The sequence below is a fragment of the Dickeya dadantii NCPPB 898 genome (assembly GCF_000406145.1).
Lineage (GTDB): Bacteria > Pseudomonadota > Gammaproteobacteria > Enterobacterales > Enterobacteriaceae > Dickeya > Dickeya dadantii.
In genome coordinates this window covers 3,987,307-4,003,842 of the sequence record NZ_CM001976.1, presented here as the reverse complement: position 1 = coordinate 4,003,842, position 16,536 = coordinate 3,987,307, and the positions used below count along the sequence as shown (strand labels likewise).

Sequence of the window (16,536 nt, the reverse complement as noted above, 5' to 3'; positions counted from 1 at the left end):
ATGTCAGAACGTTTGAACAATGACGTGGATCCGATCGAAACGCGTGACTGGCTGCAGGCGATCGAATCGGTTATCCGTGAAGAGGGTGTTGAGCGCGCTCAGTTCCTGATTGATCAGGTACTGTCCGAAGCACGCAAAGGTGGTGTGAAAGTGGCTGCGGGCAGCGCTGGCAGCAACTATGTTAACACCATCGCGGTTGAAGATGAGCCCGCATATCCGGGTAACCTTGATCTGGAAAGCCGTATTCGTTCCACCATCCGTTGGAACGCGATCATGACAGTACTGCGTGCGTCTAAAAAGGATCTGGAGCTGGGCGGTCACATGGCTTCCTTCCAGTCGGCCGCGACCTTCTACGAAGTGTGCTTTAACCACTTCTTCCGTGCCCGTAACGCACAGGATGGCGGCGATCTGGTGTATTTCCAGGGCCATATTTCCCCAGGGGTTTATGCGCGTGCATTCGTGGAAGGTCGTCTGACCGAAGAGCAGATGAACAACTTCCGTCAGGAAGTGGATGGTAAGGGCCTGTCTTCCTACCCGCATCCGAAACTGATGCCGACTTTCTGGCAGTTCCCGACCGTTTCCATGGGTCTGGGCCCGATTGGCGCCATCTACCAGGCTAAATTCCTGAAATATCTGGAAAACCGTGGCCTGAAAGACACCTCTAAGCAAACCGTTTACGCTTTCCTGGGCGACGGCGAGATGGACGAGCCGGAATCTAAAGGCGCCATCACCATCGCGACCCGCGAAAAACTGGACAACCTGGTGTTCGTCATTAACTGTAACCTGCAGCGTCTGGACGGCCCGGTCACCGGTAACGGCAAGATCATCAACGAGCTGGAAGGCATCTTCGGTGGCGCTGGCTGGGAAGTGATCAAGGTGATGTGGGGTAATCGTTGGGATGAACTGCTGCGTAAAGACACCAGCGGCAAACTGATCCAACTGATGAACGAAACCGTTGACGGCGACTACCAGACCTTCAAATCCAAAAACGGCGCCTACGTGCGCGAGCACTTCTTCGGTAAATACCCGGAAACCGCCGCACTGGTTGCAGACTGGACCGACGATCAAATTTGGTCGCTTAACCGTGGCGGCCACGATCCGAAGAAAGTCTACGCTGCACTGAAAAAAGCGCAGGACACCAAAGGCAAACCGATCGTTATTCTGGCGCACACCATCAAAGGTTACGGGATGGGCGACGCGGCGGAAGGCAAGAACATTGCTCACCAGGTTAAGAAAGTTAACATGGACGGCGTGCGCTACTTCCGCGATCGTTTCAATGTGCCGGTGTCTGACGCCGACATCGAGAAACTGCCGTTCATCACCTTCGATAAAGATTCCGAAGAGTATAAATACCTGCACGAACGTCGTCAGGCGCTGGGCGGCTACCTGCCGAGCCGTCAGCCGACGTTTGATGAGAAGCTGGAACTGCCGACGCTGGAAGATTTCGCTCCTCTGCTGGAAGAGCAGACCAAAGAAATCTCCACCACTATCGCGTTTGTGCGTGCTCTGAACGTGATGCTGAAGAACCCGTCGATCAAAGACCGCTTGGTTCCGATCATCGCCGATGAAGCGCGTACCTTCGGTATGGAAGGCTTGTTCCGCCAGATCGGTATCTACAGCCCGAACGGCCAGCAGTACACCCCGCAGGACCGCGAACTGGTTGCCTACTACAAGGAAGACCTGAAAGGTCAGATCCTGCAGGAAGGCATCAACGAACTGGGCGCAGGCGCTTCCTGGCTGGCGGCGGCAACGTCTTACAGCACCAACAACCTGCCGATGATCCCGTTCTACATTTACTACTCCATGTTCGGGTTCCAGCGTATCGGCGACCTGTGCTGGGCAGCGGGCGACCAGCAAGCGCGCGGCTTCCTGATCGGCGGTACCTCCGGTCGTACCACGCTGAACGGTGAAGGTCTGCAGCATGAAGACGGTCACAGCCACATCCAGTCGCTGACTATCCCGAACTGTATTTCTTACGACCCGGCTTTCGCTTACGAAGTTGCGGTAATCATGCATGACGGTCTGGTCCGCATGTATGGCGACGCGCAGGAAAACGTTTACTACTACATCACCACGCTGAACGAAAACTACCACATGCCGGCTATGCCGCAGGGCGCCGAAGAAGGCATCCGCAAAGGTATCTACAAGCTGGAAACCGTGGCGGGCAGCAAAGGTAAAGTTCAGTTGCTGGGTTCCGGTTCTATCCTGCGTCACGTGCGCGAAGCTTCGCAGATTCTGGCGAAGGATTACGGTATCGGTTCCGACGTGTACAGCGTTACCTCCTTCACGGAACTGGCCCGCGATGGTCAGGACTGCGAGCGTTGGAACATGCTGCACCCGACCGAAGCGCCGCGCGTACCGTATATCGCTCAGGTGATGAACGATGCACCGGCAGTCGCGTCTACCGACTATATGAAACTGTTTGCCGAGCAGGTTCGTACCTACGTTCCGGCCAGCGATTATCGCGTACTGGGCACCGATGGCTTCGGTCGTTCCGACAGCCGTGAAAACCTGCGTCACCACTTTGAAGTGGACGCGTCCTACGTGGTCGTGGCTGCGCTGGGCGAACTGGCTAAACGCGGTGAAGTTGAAAAGTCCGTGGTGGCTGAAGCCATCAAGAAATTCAACATCGACCCTGAAAAAGTTAACCCGCGCGTAGCATAAGAGGGAAAGAGTAATGGCTATCGAAATCAACGTACCGGATATCGGTGCAGATGAAGTTGAAGTCACCGAAGTGCTGGTCAAAGTGGGTGACAAAGTGGAAGCCGAGCAGTCGCTGATTACCGTTGAAGGCGACAAGGCGTCCATGGAAGTGCCCTCACCGCAAGCCGGTGTGGTCAAAGAGATTAAAGTGGCGGTGGGCGACAAGGTCGCAACCGGCAAACTGATCATGGTCTTTGAAGCTGAAGGTGCGGCGGCTGCTGCGCCGGCGGCTGCTGCGCCGGCGCCTGCCGCGGCTCCGGCCGCCGCCAGCGCGGTCAAAGAAGTCGCAGTGCCGGACATCGGCGGCGACGAAGTCGAAGTCACCGAAGTCATGGTGAAAGTGGGCGACAGCGTGAGCGCTGAGCAGTCACTGATCACTGTGGAAGGCGACAAGGCTTCTATGGAAGTCCCGGCGCCGTTCGCAGGCGTGGTGAAAGAGATCAAGATCAACACCGGTGACAAAGTGAAAACCGGCTCGCTGATCATGGTGTTTGAAGTCGCTGGTGTCGCTGGCGCTGCGGCTCCGGCCCAGCAAGCGGCCCCGGCTGCGGCACCCGCCGCTGCGGCGTCTGGTCCGAAAGACGTTAACGTACCGGATATCGGTGGCGACGAAGTTGAAGTCACTGAAGTCATGGTCAAAGTGGGCGACAAAATTGCCGCTGAACAATCTCTGATCACCGTAGAAGGCGATAAAGCCTCTATGGAAGTTCCGGCACCGTTCGCGGGCACCGTGAAAGAGATCAAGATCAGCACCGGCGATAAAGTGAAAACCGGCTCGCTGATCATGGTCTTCGAAGTGGAAGGTGCCGCGCCGACAGCGGCTGCAGCTCCAGCCGCTGCGACAGCAGCTCCGGTCTCCAGCGCGCCTGCGGCAGCGCCGGCGCCGGCTGCGGCGAAAGCCGACAGCAAGGGCGAGTTCACCGAGAACGACGCTTACATTCACGCTACCCCGGTTATCCGTCGTTTGGCGCGTGAGTTTGGCGTCAACCTGGCGAAAGTCAAAGGCACAGGCCGTAAAGGTCGTATCCTGCGCGAAGACGTTCAGGCTTACGTGAAAGACGCGGTGAAACGCGCTGAGTCCGCGCCTGCCGCTGCTGCTGGCGGCGGTCTGCCGGGCATGCTGCCGTGGCCGAAAGTCGACTTCAGCAAGTTCGGCGAAGTCGAAGAAGTGGAACTGGGCCGCATCCAGAAGATCTCTGGCGCGAACCTGAGCCGTAACTGGGTGATGATCCCGCACGTTACGCACTTCGACAAAACCGACATCACCGATCTGGAAGCGTTCCGTAAACAGCAGAACGTGGAAGCAGAGAAGCGCAAACTGGACGTGAAGATCACCCCGGTTGTGTTCATCATGAAAGCCGTTGCCGCTGCGCTTGAGCAGATGCCGCGTTTCAACAGTTCGCTGTCTGAAGATGCCCAACGTCTGACGCTGAAGAAATACATCAACATCGGTGTAGCGGTTGATACCCCGAATGGTTTGGTGGTTCCGGTGTTCAAAGATGTTAACAAGAAAGGCATCATCGAGCTGTCTCGTGAACTGATGACTATCTCTAAGAAAGCCCGTGACGGTAAGTTGACCGCCGGCGAAATGCAGGGCGGATGCTTCACTATCTCCAGCATCGGCGGCCTCGGTACCACTCACTTCGCGCCGATTGTCAACGCGCCGGAAGTGGCTATCCTGGGTGTGTCTAAGTCCGCTATGGAACCGGTCTGGAATGGTAAAGAGTTTACTCCGCGTCTGATGATGCCGATCTCTCTGTCCTTCGACCACCGTGTCATTGACGGTGCTGATGGTGCGCGCTTCATTACCATCATCAACAACACGTTGTCTGACATTCGCCGTCTGGTGATGTAATCGAAAAGCCGGCCTGACGGCCGGCTTTTTTCTGATAAGCTGTTCTTTGTTGCAGCTATCAGTGATTAAGGACAAATCGTTAGTCGCTTGTTGTTTCAAAATTGTTAACGATTTTGTAAACTACCGCGGCAAAGACACGTCCCGGTGGAAGAGGGCGTTAAGACTCAACAACAATGACGTCACAGACCCGCCGGAAATTAATTAAGAGGTCATGATGAGTACTGAAATTAAAGCTCAGGTGGTGGTACTTGGCGCGGGCCCCGCAGGTTACTCCGCGGCGTTCCGTTGTGCAGACTTGGGTCTGGACACCGTGCTGGTCGAGCGCTATTCCACGCTGGGCGGCGTATGTCTGAACGTAGGCTGTATCCCCTCCAAAGCACTGCTGCACGTGGCGAAAGTTATCGAAGAAGCCAAAGCGCTGGCTGAGCACGGCATCGTGTTTGGCGAACCGCAGACCGATATCGATAAGATTCGTACCTGGAAAGAAAAAGTTATCAATCAGCTGACCGGCGGTCTGGCTGGTATGGCTAAAGGCCGTAAAGTTAAAGTGGTCAATGGCTTCGGTAAATTTACCGGCCCGAACACCCTGGTGGTGGAAGGCGAAAACGGCAGCACCACGGTGAACTTCGACAACGCTATCATCGCGGCCGGTTCTCGTCCGATTCAGCTGCCGTTCATTCCGCATGAAGACCCGCGCGTATGGGATTCCACCGATGCGCTGGAACTGAAGAGCGTCCCTGGACGCCTGCTGGTAATGGGCGGCGGTATCATCGGTCTGGAAATGGGCACCGTGTACCATGCGCTGGGTTCGCAGATCGACGTGGTTGAAATGTTCGATCAGGTCATCCCGGCTGCCGACAAAGACATCGTTAAAGTCTTCACCAAGCGCATCAGCAAGAAATTCAACCTGATGCTGGAAACCAAAGTGACCGCGGTAGAAGCCAAAGAAGACGGCATCTACGTATCGATGGAAGGCAAGAAAGCGCCGGCGGAACCGCAGCGTTATGACGCGGTGCTGGTGGCTATCGGCCGTGTACCGAACGGCAAACTGCTGGATGCAGGTCAGGCTGGCGTGGAAGTTGACGATCGCGGTTTCATCCGCGTCGACAAACAGATGCGCACCAACGTACCGCACATCTATGCCATCGGCGACATCGTCGGTCAGCCGATGCTGGCGCACAAAGGCGTGCATGAAGGCCACGTGGCGGCCGAAGTCATCTCGGGCAAGAAACACTACTTCGATCCGAAGGTGATCCCGTCCATCGCTTACACCGAGCCGGAAGTGGCTTGGGTCGGCCTGACCGAGAAAGAAGCGAAGGAAAAAGGCATCAGCTACGAAACCGCGGTATTCCCGTGGGCCGCGTCCGGCCGTGCGATTGCATCCGACTGCTCCGACGGTATGACCAAGCTGATTTTCGACAAAGAAACGCACCGTGTGATCGGTGGCGCGATTGTCGGCACCAACGGCGGCGAGCTGCTGGGTGAAATTGGCCTGGCGATCGAGATGGGTTGCGATGCGGAAGATATCGCGCTGACTATCCACGCCCACCCAACCCTGCACGAATCTGTAGGTCTGGCCGCTGAAGTGTTCGAAGGTAGCATTACCGACCTGCCGAATCCGAAAGCGAAGAAGAAATAATCCGTTTCCCCGTCGCCAGCGCGGCGGGGCGCGATACTTCTTGCTGTTTCAATGTCTATCCGGCACTTGTTGCCGGATTTTTTTTACCTGCCTCCCAGAATTCCGATCTCGTCATGCCAGCGTTATCTGCTTCACTTACAATCCAAATCACCGAAAAGGAACGATGTTTTATTTTTGGAGCGTAATAATGAAAAAATGCGGATTACGTCGTACCCTCTGTGTTCTGATGTGCTGTCTGGCGAGCGGCCCGCTTATGGCAAATGATCATTCTTATACAACGACGTCGGTAACGGATGACGCGTTGCCCACGTTCTACCCGCAACTAAAACAGCAACTGACCTATCCCGACTCGTGGTTGTCCGGGCGTTATGCCCACTTCGGCGAATGGCGGCAACATGCCCGTGAGGTGGTGCGCTCGCTGCTGCTGACGCCGGATTCCCACCGTGCTTTTGAACCACAGGTTGTCGACAGTCAGGATCGTGATAGTTATGTGGCCGAGAAGGTCGCCTTCAACCTTACCGATGAAAGCCGGGTGCCGGGGTTGCTGCTGACGCCGAAGACGCCGGGGCCGCATCCGGCGGTGTTGCTGCTACATGACCACGGCGCGAAATTCGATATCGGCAAAGAGAAAATGATCCGACCGTGGGGCGATGACACGCGTTTAGCTTCCGCTAACGCCTGGGCCGACCGTTACTTCACCGGTCGGTTTGTCGGTGATGAACTGGCGAAGCGGGGTTATGTGGTACTGGCGGTGGATGCGCTGGGGTGGGGCGATCGTGGGCCGCTCAAGTACGAACAGCAGCAGGCGCTGGCCAGCAATTTCTTCAATCTGGGGCGTTCGCTGGCGGGAACGCTAGCGTATGAAGACGTACGTTCACTGGATTTTCTGGCCTCGCTGCGTTCGGTCGACCCGAAACGGGTCGGGGTGGTGGGGTTCTCCATGGGCGCTTACCGCGCCTGGCAACTGGCGGCATTGTCGGATAAGGTCGCCGCAACGGCGGCCATTTCCTGGATCGGTACTTATGATGGGTTGATGGTGCCGGGCAACAATGTGTTGCGCGGTCAGTCCTCCTTTTACATGCTGCATCCGGGGCTGCCCGCCCGTCTTGATTTCCCCGATGTCGCCAGTATTGCCGCGCCGCGGCCGATGCTGTTCTTCAATGGCGGCAAAGACAGTTTGTTCCCGCAACAGGCGGTGCAGGCGGCATATGACCGCATGCATCAGGTATGGCAGTCACAGCATGCCGACGAGCGGCTGGAAACCCGTATCTGGCCGGAGCTGGGGCATGTGTTTTATCAGGAACAGCAAGAAGCCGTGTTTCAGTGGCTGGATCGTTGGATGGCATCGTCGCCGGAGCGGCGGTGAGTAACGGGCGCCAACCAAACGGGCGCCCAGATGAAGAATAGCGATGGAATGTCGCCGCCGGTTATGACAGCAGCCGAACCAGCGCCGCCAGAGAGCCGGGCGTACGCAACTGACAATCGCTGAGCACCTTGTCAGCCGGCAATTGCGGCAGCAGGCTCAGCGTCTGGCGCAGTTTGGCGGCGACATCGGTTTTGGCCGCTGCGGTTTGCCGCCAGGTGACGCTGGCGTCAAGGCGCGAGCCGTCTTTCAACCACAGACTGACGTCATGAAAACGGGCGTCAGGGTTCTGCTCATCCGGCGGGGCGTTGGGGTCTGCCTGACGCGATACCCTGTCTGCCAGCGCGGCAATGCGAGGGTCGACCGGGCCTTCGGTAAAACGCTCCAACCGCAACTCGCCTTCCAGCAACGCGGCGGCAATCACGTATTCGAGGCTGAATCGCCCTTCAACACCGGTTGCGGCCTGCCGGATAAACGGCGCGGCATCGCCGCCCGGCGGGAACGTCACCGTGATGCGGTCGACGGCGTCGGGCAAGCCGTCCAGCGACTGGTCGAAACGTTGCAGATACTGTTCACGCAGGATAAACGCCGCTTCCGCCGCGCTGTGGGTGCCGCCGCAGGTGGGATAACGCTTGAAGGTCAGCCCGGGAGAAACAAGGCGCCACGGGTTACCCCAATCGGTTATCAATGCGTCGCTATGATGCTGACCGTCGCCGTGGGCCGCGAGAAACGCATCCAGTACGGTGTCGTGGTTGCCGTGGAATCCTGCCAGTGCCAGTTGGGCAGCGCTTAACCCGGCTCGCGCCGCCAGTCCGGCATGCAGCGGTTTCATGGCGGAGCCGAATTGCGCGCGCAGCCCGGCGGCTTGTGAGGCGGCCAGCCCCAGCGCATTGGCGGTCTGGTCAGCCGTGGCGCCAGTCAGACGACAGGCCGCGGCGGCGGCGGCGATGGTACCCAGCGTGGCGGTGTTGTGATAACCCTGGCTGTAATGGCGCGGGCCGGCGGCCAGCCCCAGCCGACCGGCGGTTTCCACGCCGATGGCATAGGCAACGAGAAACTGTTCTTCCGTGATTGCCGGTTGCTCACCAGCCAGCGCCAGCAGAGCCGGCAGGATAACCGTGCCGGGATGGCCGCGAAACCCGGAGTGGAAATCGTCAAAATCCAGTGCGTGGCCGGCGTAGCCCAGCAGCAGGCTGCGGGTCTGGCTATCGTGGCCGGGATAGACCGATTTCAGCGGTGCAAGCCCGCTGTCCGCCACCGCGCCATGCCAGACCGGCAGCGCACAGGCGATAAAATCCGTCACCCCGTCGCGGGCGAGGTCGATGACGGCGGTATCCGGTTGGGAGGCGACGATCAGGCGCGCCAGTTGGTTAGTGATGCTGGAATGGGCGGGCATGGCGATATCTGTACTGTGGCTTAAATGTGAAGAAAGACAATGCCGCGAATGACGTACGAAGCATAGCGATTTTTTCTGCCAGTCGGTTAGACGCGGTTTTTCAACTGCCCCGGCGTTAGCCCGTAGACGCGACGCAGGGCGGTGGCGAAATTGGCCGGGCTGGTGTAACCGGCAAGGCTGGCGGCCTGAGCGATGCCGACGCCTTCCCGCTGCATTGCCAGCACGGCGCGTTGCAGGCGGCAGTTGCGCAGGTATTCAAACACCGTCATGTCAAAGGTCTGACGGAAGTAGCGCTGTAGCGAGCTTTCGCTCATATTGACGCTTTTGGCGATATCGGCGATGGCAAGATGGTCGGCGGCGCCGCTTTCCAGCATCTCTTTCACCTGCTGCATCCGTTGGCGGTGGCGCAGGGGCAACCCCGGTGCGGGTTTATCCGCCGACGCCTGCTTGGTGAGCGAACTGAATGCTTCGATAATCAGCGTCATGCACTGGGTTTCCAGGTACAGGCGTTGCAGCGGCGTCTGGCAGGCGCCGGCGTTAAGGATCTGCCAGGCGGCGGCCAGCGCCTGACGCGACGGCATCCAGCGATGGGTGGCCAGGTGGGTCTGGGTGAAATCATAGATGGCCTGCCAGTCGTTGACGCTGTCCATCAGGTTGCCGTACAGCCATTCCCGGCTAAAGGTCAGAGAAACGGTGCGCTCATAGTCGTCACGCTTGCCGTAGCGGCTAAAGAGCGTGGGTTCGGTCAGCGAAACCAGCGAGGCCGGTTGGCGTTCGCCCACATGCAGCCGCCGGTCGCCATAGCTGATATGCGCGTTGCCGTTGACGACAACCGCCAGCTTCAGCGCGCCGTTCAGCGTGGTTTGGGTTTGCATGCTGTGCAGGTTGATAACGTCGGCGGTATGCAGAATCAAATCGCGGTGCAGCGGCGTGACGTTGAAATGGCCGAACAGCAGCGGCGTTTCATCGATCACCTGAGGGCCGAGGAAACGGTAATGGTTGGAGACCAGGCTGGACATCTGCATAATCTGGTTCTTATAAATGGATGCTGATGACGGAACATGATTACGCATGATTTCCCCTCGCTCTGTCTGGTTATTTCAGGCCATTTTGCCGCTTTTGCAAAGTAATTTGCGGTTTATACAAACCCCATCCCGAATAACAAATGCAACAATGATCGCGCCTGCATGATAATGCAAATACTTCTCAGTAGCACCTTTCGTTGCTGACTTTACTTTATACAGGGCGACTTTGATGATAACACTACGACCACGCCACTATCTGGCGACGCTGATCGGGTTAAGTTGCGCGACTTTCCCGAGCCTGAACTGGGCGGCGGACACCGTAACCACCGCGACAACAGCGACCAATAAAACCGCGGCCAATACGGCATCAGCGACTACTACATCTGGCACATCTACTACATCTGGCACATCTACTACATCTACTACATCTACTACATCTACTACATCCAGCACATCGGCCGGCGACGCTGGTCAGACGCAGAGCGATACGATGGTGGTGACGGCGGCGGAGCAAACCCGCCAGGCGCCGGGGGTATCGGTGATTACCGCCGAGGATATCGCTAAACGTCCTCCCGCCAATGATCTGTCCGACATCATCCGTACCCAACCGGGGGTGAACCTGACCGGTAACTCCAGCAGCGGGCAGCGCGGTAACAACCGTCAGATCGATATTCGCGGCATGGGGCCGGAGAATACCCTGATTCTGGTGGACGGTAAGCCGGTGTCCAGCCGTAATGCCGTGCGCTATGGCTGGCGCGGCGAGCGTGACAGTCGCGGCGATACCAACTGGGTGCCGTCCGACATGGTGGAACGCATCGAAGTGCTGCGCGGCCCGGCGGCGGCGCGCTATGGTTCCGGCGCGATGGGTGGGGTGATCAACATTATCACCAAACAACCGGGCCAGGAGTGGCACGGTAGCTGGAATACCTATTTCAACGCGCCGGTGCATAAGGCGGAAGGCGCCACCAAACGTACCGATTTCAGCCTGTCCGGCGGCTTGAGCGACAATCTGAGCCTGCGGTTGTACGGCAACCTCAACAAGACGCAGGCAGACGCCGCCGACATAAACGAGCCTTATAAATCGGCGCGAACCGGCAGCTACGCCAGCTCGGTGCCGTCTGGCCGCGAAGGGGTGCGCAACAAAGATATCAACGGCGTACTGCGTTGGGATATCACCAAACAGCAGTCGCTGGAGTTTGAAGTCGGCTCCAGCCGTCAGGGTAATATCTATGCCGGCGATACCCAAAACACCAACACTAACAACTATGTCGCCAGCAACTACGGCAAAGAGACTAACCGCATGTACCGGCAGACCTATGCCGTGACGCATCGCGGCTTCTGGGACAGCGGCGTCAGCTCCACGTCTTATCTGCAATACGAGCGCACCCATAACACCCGTATCAGCGAAGGGCTGGCGGGCGGCACCGAGGGGATTTTCTCTTCCCCCGACGATTACACCACCGTCAAGCTGGATACCCTGACCGCCCACAGCGAAGTGAATATCCCGTTTGAGGCATACTTTAGCCAGACCGCCACTCTGGGTATCGAGGCGTCTGATCAACGGATGACAGACCCTGGCTCTACCTCGTATGACATGTCGTCCACCGGCGTGATTGCGGGTTATAACAGCACTAATCGTAGCGGCGATATCAAGGCCCATACCTTCTCGCTGTTCGCTGAAGATAACGTTGAGCTGACGCAAAGCACCATGCTGACCCCGGCGCTGCGTTTTGACTACCACTCGCTGGCAGGCAGCAAGGTCAGCCCCGGTCTGAATCTGTCGCAGGGGCTGGGCGATGATTTCACCCTGAAAATGGGCATTGCGCAGGCTTACAAAGCGCCCAACCTGTATCAGGTCAATCCCAATTATCTGCTCTATAGCCGGGGGCAGGGCTGCTATTTGATCAACGGCGCCAGCAATAACTGTTATCTGATCGGCAACGAGGAACTGAAGGCGGAAACCAGCGTCAACAAGGAGATCGGTCTTGAATTCAAGCGCAATGGCTATCAGGCAGGTGTAACGTACTTCCGCAACGATTACCGCAACAAGATTGAATCCGGGCTGACGCCGGTGGGTACCACCACCAACGGTAAAACCAATGTCTACCGCTGGGAGAACATTCCCCGTGCGGTGGTCGAGGGGCTGGAGGGTACATTGAATGTACCGGTGTCGGAAAGCATCAAGTGGAACAACAATATCACCTGGATGCTACGTTCGAAGAACAAGAGCACCGGCGATATTCTGTCGGTAACGCCGGAATTCACGCTGAACTCCACGTTAAGCTGGCAGGCGACGGACGATCTGTCGTTGCAATCGACGCTGACCTGGTATGGCCGTCAGAAGCCGAAGAAATACAACTATCGCGGCATGGCCGCTTCGGGTGATGAACTGAACGAACTCAGCCCGTACGCGGTGGTGGGAACCAGCGCCACCTATGCCATCACCAAGAACGTCAGCGTGACCGGCGGAATCAGCAACCTGTTCGACAAACGCCAGTTCCGCCGCGGCAATGCCTCAGCCGGTTGTACCGTTGCGTCCGACGGCAGTTGCAGCGTCATTAACATCGCCGGCGCCGGGGCGGCGACCTACAATGAGTCCGGCAGAACCTTCTACATGAGCGTCAATACCCACTTCTAGCAATAAGCGGTGAAACGGCCGGTGCGTTGACGCCGGCCGATACCGTAAGCAATCAGTGAGAATGTCGATATGTACCAGTTGTCCAACACCCAGGTTGAGACGTTTGCGTCGGCGGCGTGCGGTCACTACCGCCTGTTGATCGCCTGGCCTGATGGCCCGGCGCCCGAGCAGGGCTGGCCGGTGATGTACCTGCTGGACGGCGAGCGCTATTTTGCCTCGGCGGTATCGCAGCTGGCGGCGATGCGTGAGCCGCGCTGCGGCATGATGCCGGGCGTTATGGTGGCGATTGATTACGACGGCCCGACCCGGCGCGACCGGGACTACCGTCCGGCGGTGGAGCGGTTGATTCCAGAGTCCGACCCGGCGGGCGGGCTCCGTTCCCCCGGTGAGCAGGGGGATGCCGCCGGCTTTCGCCGTTTTTTACTGGAAGAACTCAAACCGTTCATCCAGCAGCGTTACAACATCGACAGCCAGCGTCAGGCGCTGTTCGGCCATTCCTACGGCGGGTTATTCACCGTGGATACGCTGTTTGAACAGCCGGACAGCTTTCAGCATTTTTATGCCTCCAGCCCGTCGGTGTGGTGGAACGGCGGCTACCTGTCCCGGCAGGCCGAGGCGTTTATCGCGCGCGTGGATGTGCGACCGTTGCATACGCCGGTGCGTCTGGCGTTGTCGGTCGGCGAACACGAGCAATCGCTGGAAGCGTGGGAGCGGCGGTTGCCTGAAGCGCGGCAATGCTGGCTGCGCCAGCACCGTGGTCAGCGACGTATGGTGGATGGCATTCGGGAACTGGCGACGCAACTGCGCCTTAAAACGCCGTTGCTTGAGGTCACCTTGCAGGTCCACGCCGAACAGTCTCATATGTCGGCGTCGTTTCCCGCGCTGCTGCACGCGTTGCGCCATCACTTCCAGCCGTCGTAATGGCGTCAGAAGCCGGATGTGCGATAACGCGTCCGGCACCCGCGACGCACGCGCGTTTTTCTTTCTTCTCCTTGTCGTTTCTGCGGGGTAACCGGTGGTTGATTTTGCCGCTAACTGCTATGCTGGCCTGAGGTCAAGACGCCCGGATTGATGCTTCTGAACGCTGTCATACCTCTGAAAGGGTAGCGTATTTATAAAATGTTGCCTTTATGTAAACGAATTAACAATCAATTCAAACTCTGATATGCTCAACGGGCTGGACCGGGCACTCTGACCTTACCTATCCATACGCTGATAATCAGCCTAAACCTGGAAATGAGCGCCGGGCATAATTAGACAATGAGAGCGAGGAGAACGTCGTGCTAGAAGATTATCGCAAGCACGTAGCCGAGCGGGCTGCACAAGGGATCGTACCCAAACCGCTAGAGGCTTCGCAAATGGCGGCACTGGTGGAGTTGTTGAAAAATCCCCCCGCCGGAGAAGAAGAGTTTTTAGTCGATCTGTTAGTCAATCGTGTGCCGCCGGGTGTTGATGAAGCGGCCTACGTCAAAGCCGGTTTCCTGGCTGCCATCACCAAAGGCGAGACTGTTTCTCCCCTCATTACCCCGGAAAAAGCCGTTGAGCTGTTGGGCACCATGCAAGGCGGCTACAACATTCAGCCGCTGATCGAAGCGCTGGATAGTCCCGCCCTGGCCCCGGTCGCCGCCAACGCGTTATCTCATACCCTGCTGATGTTCGACAATTTCTACGATGTGGAAGAAAAAGCCAAAGCCGGCAATACCCACGCGCAGCAGGTGGTCAAATCCTGGTCTGAAGCCGAATGGTTCCTGTCTCGTCCGGAACTGGCGGAAAAGATTACCGTCACCGTGTTCAAGGTGACCGGCGAAACCAATACCGATGACCTATCCCCGGCGCAGGACGCCTGGTCGCGTCCGGATATTCCGCTGCACGCGCTGGCGATGCTGAAAAATGCCCGCGAAGGCATCGAGCCGGATCAGCCCGGCGTCGTCGGCCCGATCAAACAGATTGAAGCGCTGAACCAGAAAGGGTTCCCGCTGGCCTACGTCGGCGACGTGGTCGGCACCGGCTCGTCCCGTAAATCCGCCACCAACTCGGTGCTGTGGTTCATGGGCGACGATATCCCGAACGTGCCGAACAAGCGCGGCGGCGGCGTGGTGCTGGGCGGCAAGATCGCGCCGATTTTCTTCAACACCATGGAAGATGCCGGTGCGCTGCCGATCGAGGTGGATGTCGCCAGACTGAACATGGGCGACGTGATTGATATCTACCCGTACAAAGGTGAAGTACGTCACCACGACAGCAATGAACTGCTGGCCAGTTTCGAACTGAAAACCGACGTGCTGCTGGATGAAGTGCGTGCCGGTGGTCGTATCCCGCTGATTATCGGCCGTGGCCTGACCTCCAAAGCGCGCGAGTCGCTTGGCCTGCCGCACAGCGAGGTGTTCCGTCACGCCAAAGACGTGGCGCCGAGCAGCCGCGGTTTCTCGCTGGCGCAGAAGATGGTCGGCCGTGCCTGCGGCGTCACCGGCATTCGTCCCGGCGCCTACTGCGAGCCGAAGATGACCTCGGTCGGTTCTCAGGACACCACCGGCCCGATGACCCGTGATGAACTGAAAGACCTGGCCTGTCTGGGCTTCTCCGCCGATCTGGTGATGCAGTCTTTCTGCCACACCGCCGCCTATCCGAAGCCGGTGGACGTGAATACCCATCACACCCTGCCGGACTTCATCATGAACCGCGGCGGCGTGTCGCTGCGTCCGGGCGACGGCGTGATCCACTCCTGGCTGAACCGCATGCTGTTGCCGGATACCGTCGGCACCGGCGGCGACTCCCATACCCGTTTCCCGATCGGCATTTCTTTCCCGGCCGGCTCCGGTCTGGTGGCGTTTGCCGCCGCCACCGGCGTGATGCCGCTGGATATGCCGGAATCGGTACTGGTGCGCTTTAAAGGTCAGATGCAGCCGGGGATCACGCTGCGCGATCTGGTGCATGCGATTCCGTATTACGCTATCCAGCAAGGTCTGCTGACCGTGGAGAAGAAAGGTAAGAAAAACATCTTCTCCGGCCGCATCCTGGAAATCGAAGGGTTGCCGGACCTGAAAGTGGAGCAGGCGTTCGAACTGACCGACGCCTCGGCGGAGCGCTCCGCGGCGGGCTGTACCATCAAGCTCAACAAAGAGCCGATCGTCGAGTACCTGAACTCCAACATCATTCTGCTCAAGTGGATGATTGCCGAAGGCTATGGCGATCGCCGTACGCTGGAGCGTCGTGTGCAGGGGATGGAAAAATGGCTGGCGGACCCGCAACTGCTGGAAGCCGACGCCGATGCGGAATATGCCGCGGTGATCGACATCGATCTGGCAGACATCAAAGAGCCGATCCTGTGCGCGCCGAACGACCCGGACGATGCGCGTCTGCTGTCCACGGTGCAGGGCGATAAAATCGATGAAGTGTTCATCGGTTCCTGTATGACCAACATCGGTCACTTCCGCGCCGCCGGTAAGCTGCTGGATCAACATAAAGGGCAATTGCCGACCCGCCTGTGGGTGGCGCCGCCGACCCGGATGGACGCCGCGCAGCTAACCGAGGAAGGCTACTACAGCGTATTCGGCAAGAGCGGCGCACGGGTCGAAATCCCCGGCTGTTCGCTGTGCATGGGTAACCAGGCGCGCGTGGCGGATGGCTCGACCGTGGTGTCGACGTCGACCCGTAACTTCCCGAACCGTCTGGGTGCGGGGGCCAATGTGTATCTGGCATCGGCCGAGCTGGCGGCGGTAGCCTCGCTGCTGGGGCGTCTGCCGACGCCGGACGAATACCAGCAGTATATGGCGCAGGTGGACAAGACCGCGGATGACACGTACCGCTATCTGAACTTTGACCAGTTGCAGCAGTACACTGACAAAGCGGATAAGGTGATCTTCCAGACCGCCGTGTAAACCGCTATAGTTCGGAGCGATTGACAGGAAGGGAGGCCG

9 protein-coding genes are annotated in these 16,536 nt (G+C 58.3%); 7 read left to right on the top strand and 2 right to left on the bottom strand.

The window, feature by feature from the left end; all coding sequences use genetic code 11:
• The 4 genes from aceE (at position 1) to DDA898_RS17950 (ending at position 7,563) form a co-directional block, all read left to right on the top strand.
• The gene (gene aceE / locus DDA898_RS17965) at positions 1-2,664 is read left to right on the top strand and encodes a pyruvate dehydrogenase (acetyl-transferring), homodimeric type (protein WP_013319442.1); all 2,664 of its coding nucleotides are present in this window, start codon (positions 1-3) and stop codon (positions 2,662-2,664) included.
• A 13-nt stretch (positions 2,665-2,677) separates the two neighbouring features.
• Positions 2,678-4,558, top strand: coding sequence for a pyruvate dehydrogenase complex dihydrolipoyllysine-residue acetyltransferase (gene aceF / locus DDA898_RS17960; RefSeq protein ID WP_038911945.1), 1,881 nt, complete (start codon positions 2,678-2,680; stop codon positions 4,556-4,558).
• Between the two features lie 214 nt (positions 4,559-4,772).
• Positions 4,773-6,197 carry a dihydrolipoyl dehydrogenase gene (gene lpdA, locus DDA898_RS17955; protein WP_038912642.1) on the top strand — a complete coding sequence of 475 codons (1,425 nt, stop codon included), beginning with the start codon at positions 4,773-4,775 and terminating at the stop codon, positions 6,195-6,197.
• A gap of 187 nt (positions 6,198-6,384) precedes the next feature.
• Positions 6,385-7,563 carry a dienelactone hydrolase family protein gene (locus DDA898_RS17950; RefSeq protein ID WP_038911944.1) on the top strand — a complete coding sequence of 393 codons (1,179 nt, stop codon included), beginning with the start codon at positions 6,385-6,387 and terminating at the stop codon, positions 7,561-7,563.
• 61 nt (positions 7,564-7,624) lie between these two features.
• Here DDA898_RS17950 and DDA898_RS17945 read toward each other — a convergent pair whose 3' ends face one another.
• Together DDA898_RS17945 and DDA898_RS17940 are read right to left on the bottom strand one after the other, a co-directional pair.
• Positions 7,625-8,956, bottom strand: coding sequence for an MmgE/PrpD family protein (locus DDA898_RS17945; RefSeq protein WP_038911942.1), 1,332 nt, complete (start codon positions 8,954-8,956; stop codon positions 7,625-7,627).
• A gap of 86 nt (positions 8,957-9,042) precedes the next feature.
• Complete coding sequence (locus DDA898_RS17940) at positions 9,043-10,029, bottom strand: helix-turn-helix domain-containing protein (RefSeq protein WP_038911941.1); 987 nt, start codon at positions 10,027-10,029, stop codon at positions 9,043-9,045.
• A gap of 181 nt (positions 10,030-10,210) precedes the next feature.
• Here DDA898_RS17940 and DDA898_RS17935 point away from each other — a divergent pair, with 181 nt between their 5' ends.
• From DDA898_RS17935 to acnB, 3 genes are all read left to right on the top strand, one after another.
• Positions 10,211-12,619 carry a TonB-dependent siderophore receptor gene (locus DDA898_RS17935; protein ID WP_038911940.1) on the top strand — a complete coding sequence of 803 codons (2,409 nt, stop codon included), beginning with the start codon at positions 10,211-10,213 and terminating at the stop codon, positions 12,617-12,619.
• A gap of 69 nt (positions 12,620-12,688) precedes the next feature.
• Positions 12,689-13,540: an alpha/beta hydrolase gene (locus DDA898_RS17930; RefSeq protein ID WP_038911939.1), complete on the top strand. Its 852-nt coding sequence runs from the start codon at positions 12,689-12,691 to the stop codon at positions 13,538-13,540.
• 359 nt (positions 13,541-13,899) lie between these two features.
• Entirely contained in the window at positions 13,900-16,497 is a 2,598-nt protein-coding gene (gene acnB / locus DDA898_RS17925; RefSeq protein WP_071604564.1) for a bifunctional aconitate hydratase 2/2-methylisocitrate dehydratase, read from the top strand.
• The last annotated feature ends 39 nt before the right edge of the window (positions 16,498-16,536 follow it).

What these genes read in the sequence shown, in the direction of transcription:
- aceE (WP_013319442.1), top strand. Translation starts at nt 1, where the DNA reads ATGTCAGAACGTTTGAACAATGACGTGGATCCGATCGAAACGCGTGAC.
- aceF (WP_038911945.1), top strand. Translation starts at nt 2,678, where the DNA reads ATGGCTATCGAAATCAACGTACCGGATATCGGTGCAGATGAAGTTGAA.
- lpdA (WP_038912642.1), top strand. Translation starts at nt 4,773, where the DNA reads ATGAGTACTGAAATTAAAGCTCAGGTGGTGGTACTTGGCGCGGGCCCC.
- DDA898_RS17950 (WP_038911944.1), top strand. Translation starts at nt 6,385, where the DNA reads ATGAAAAAATGCGGATTACGTCGTACCCTCTGTGTTCTGATGTGCTGT.
- DDA898_RS17945 (WP_038911942.1), bottom strand. Translation starts at nt 8,956, where the DNA reads ATGCCCGCCCATTCCAGCATCACTAACCAACTGGCGCGCCTGATCGTC.
- DDA898_RS17940 (WP_038911941.1), bottom strand. Translation starts at nt 10,029, where the DNA reads ATGCGTAATCATGTTCCGTCATCAGCATCCATTTATAAGAACCAGATT.
- DDA898_RS17935 (WP_038911940.1), top strand. Translation starts at nt 10,211, where the DNA reads ATGATAACACTACGACCACGCCACTATCTGGCGACGCTGATCGGGTTA.
- DDA898_RS17930 (WP_038911939.1), top strand. Translation starts at nt 12,689, where the DNA reads ATGTACCAGTTGTCCAACACCCAGGTTGAGACGTTTGCGTCGGCGGCG.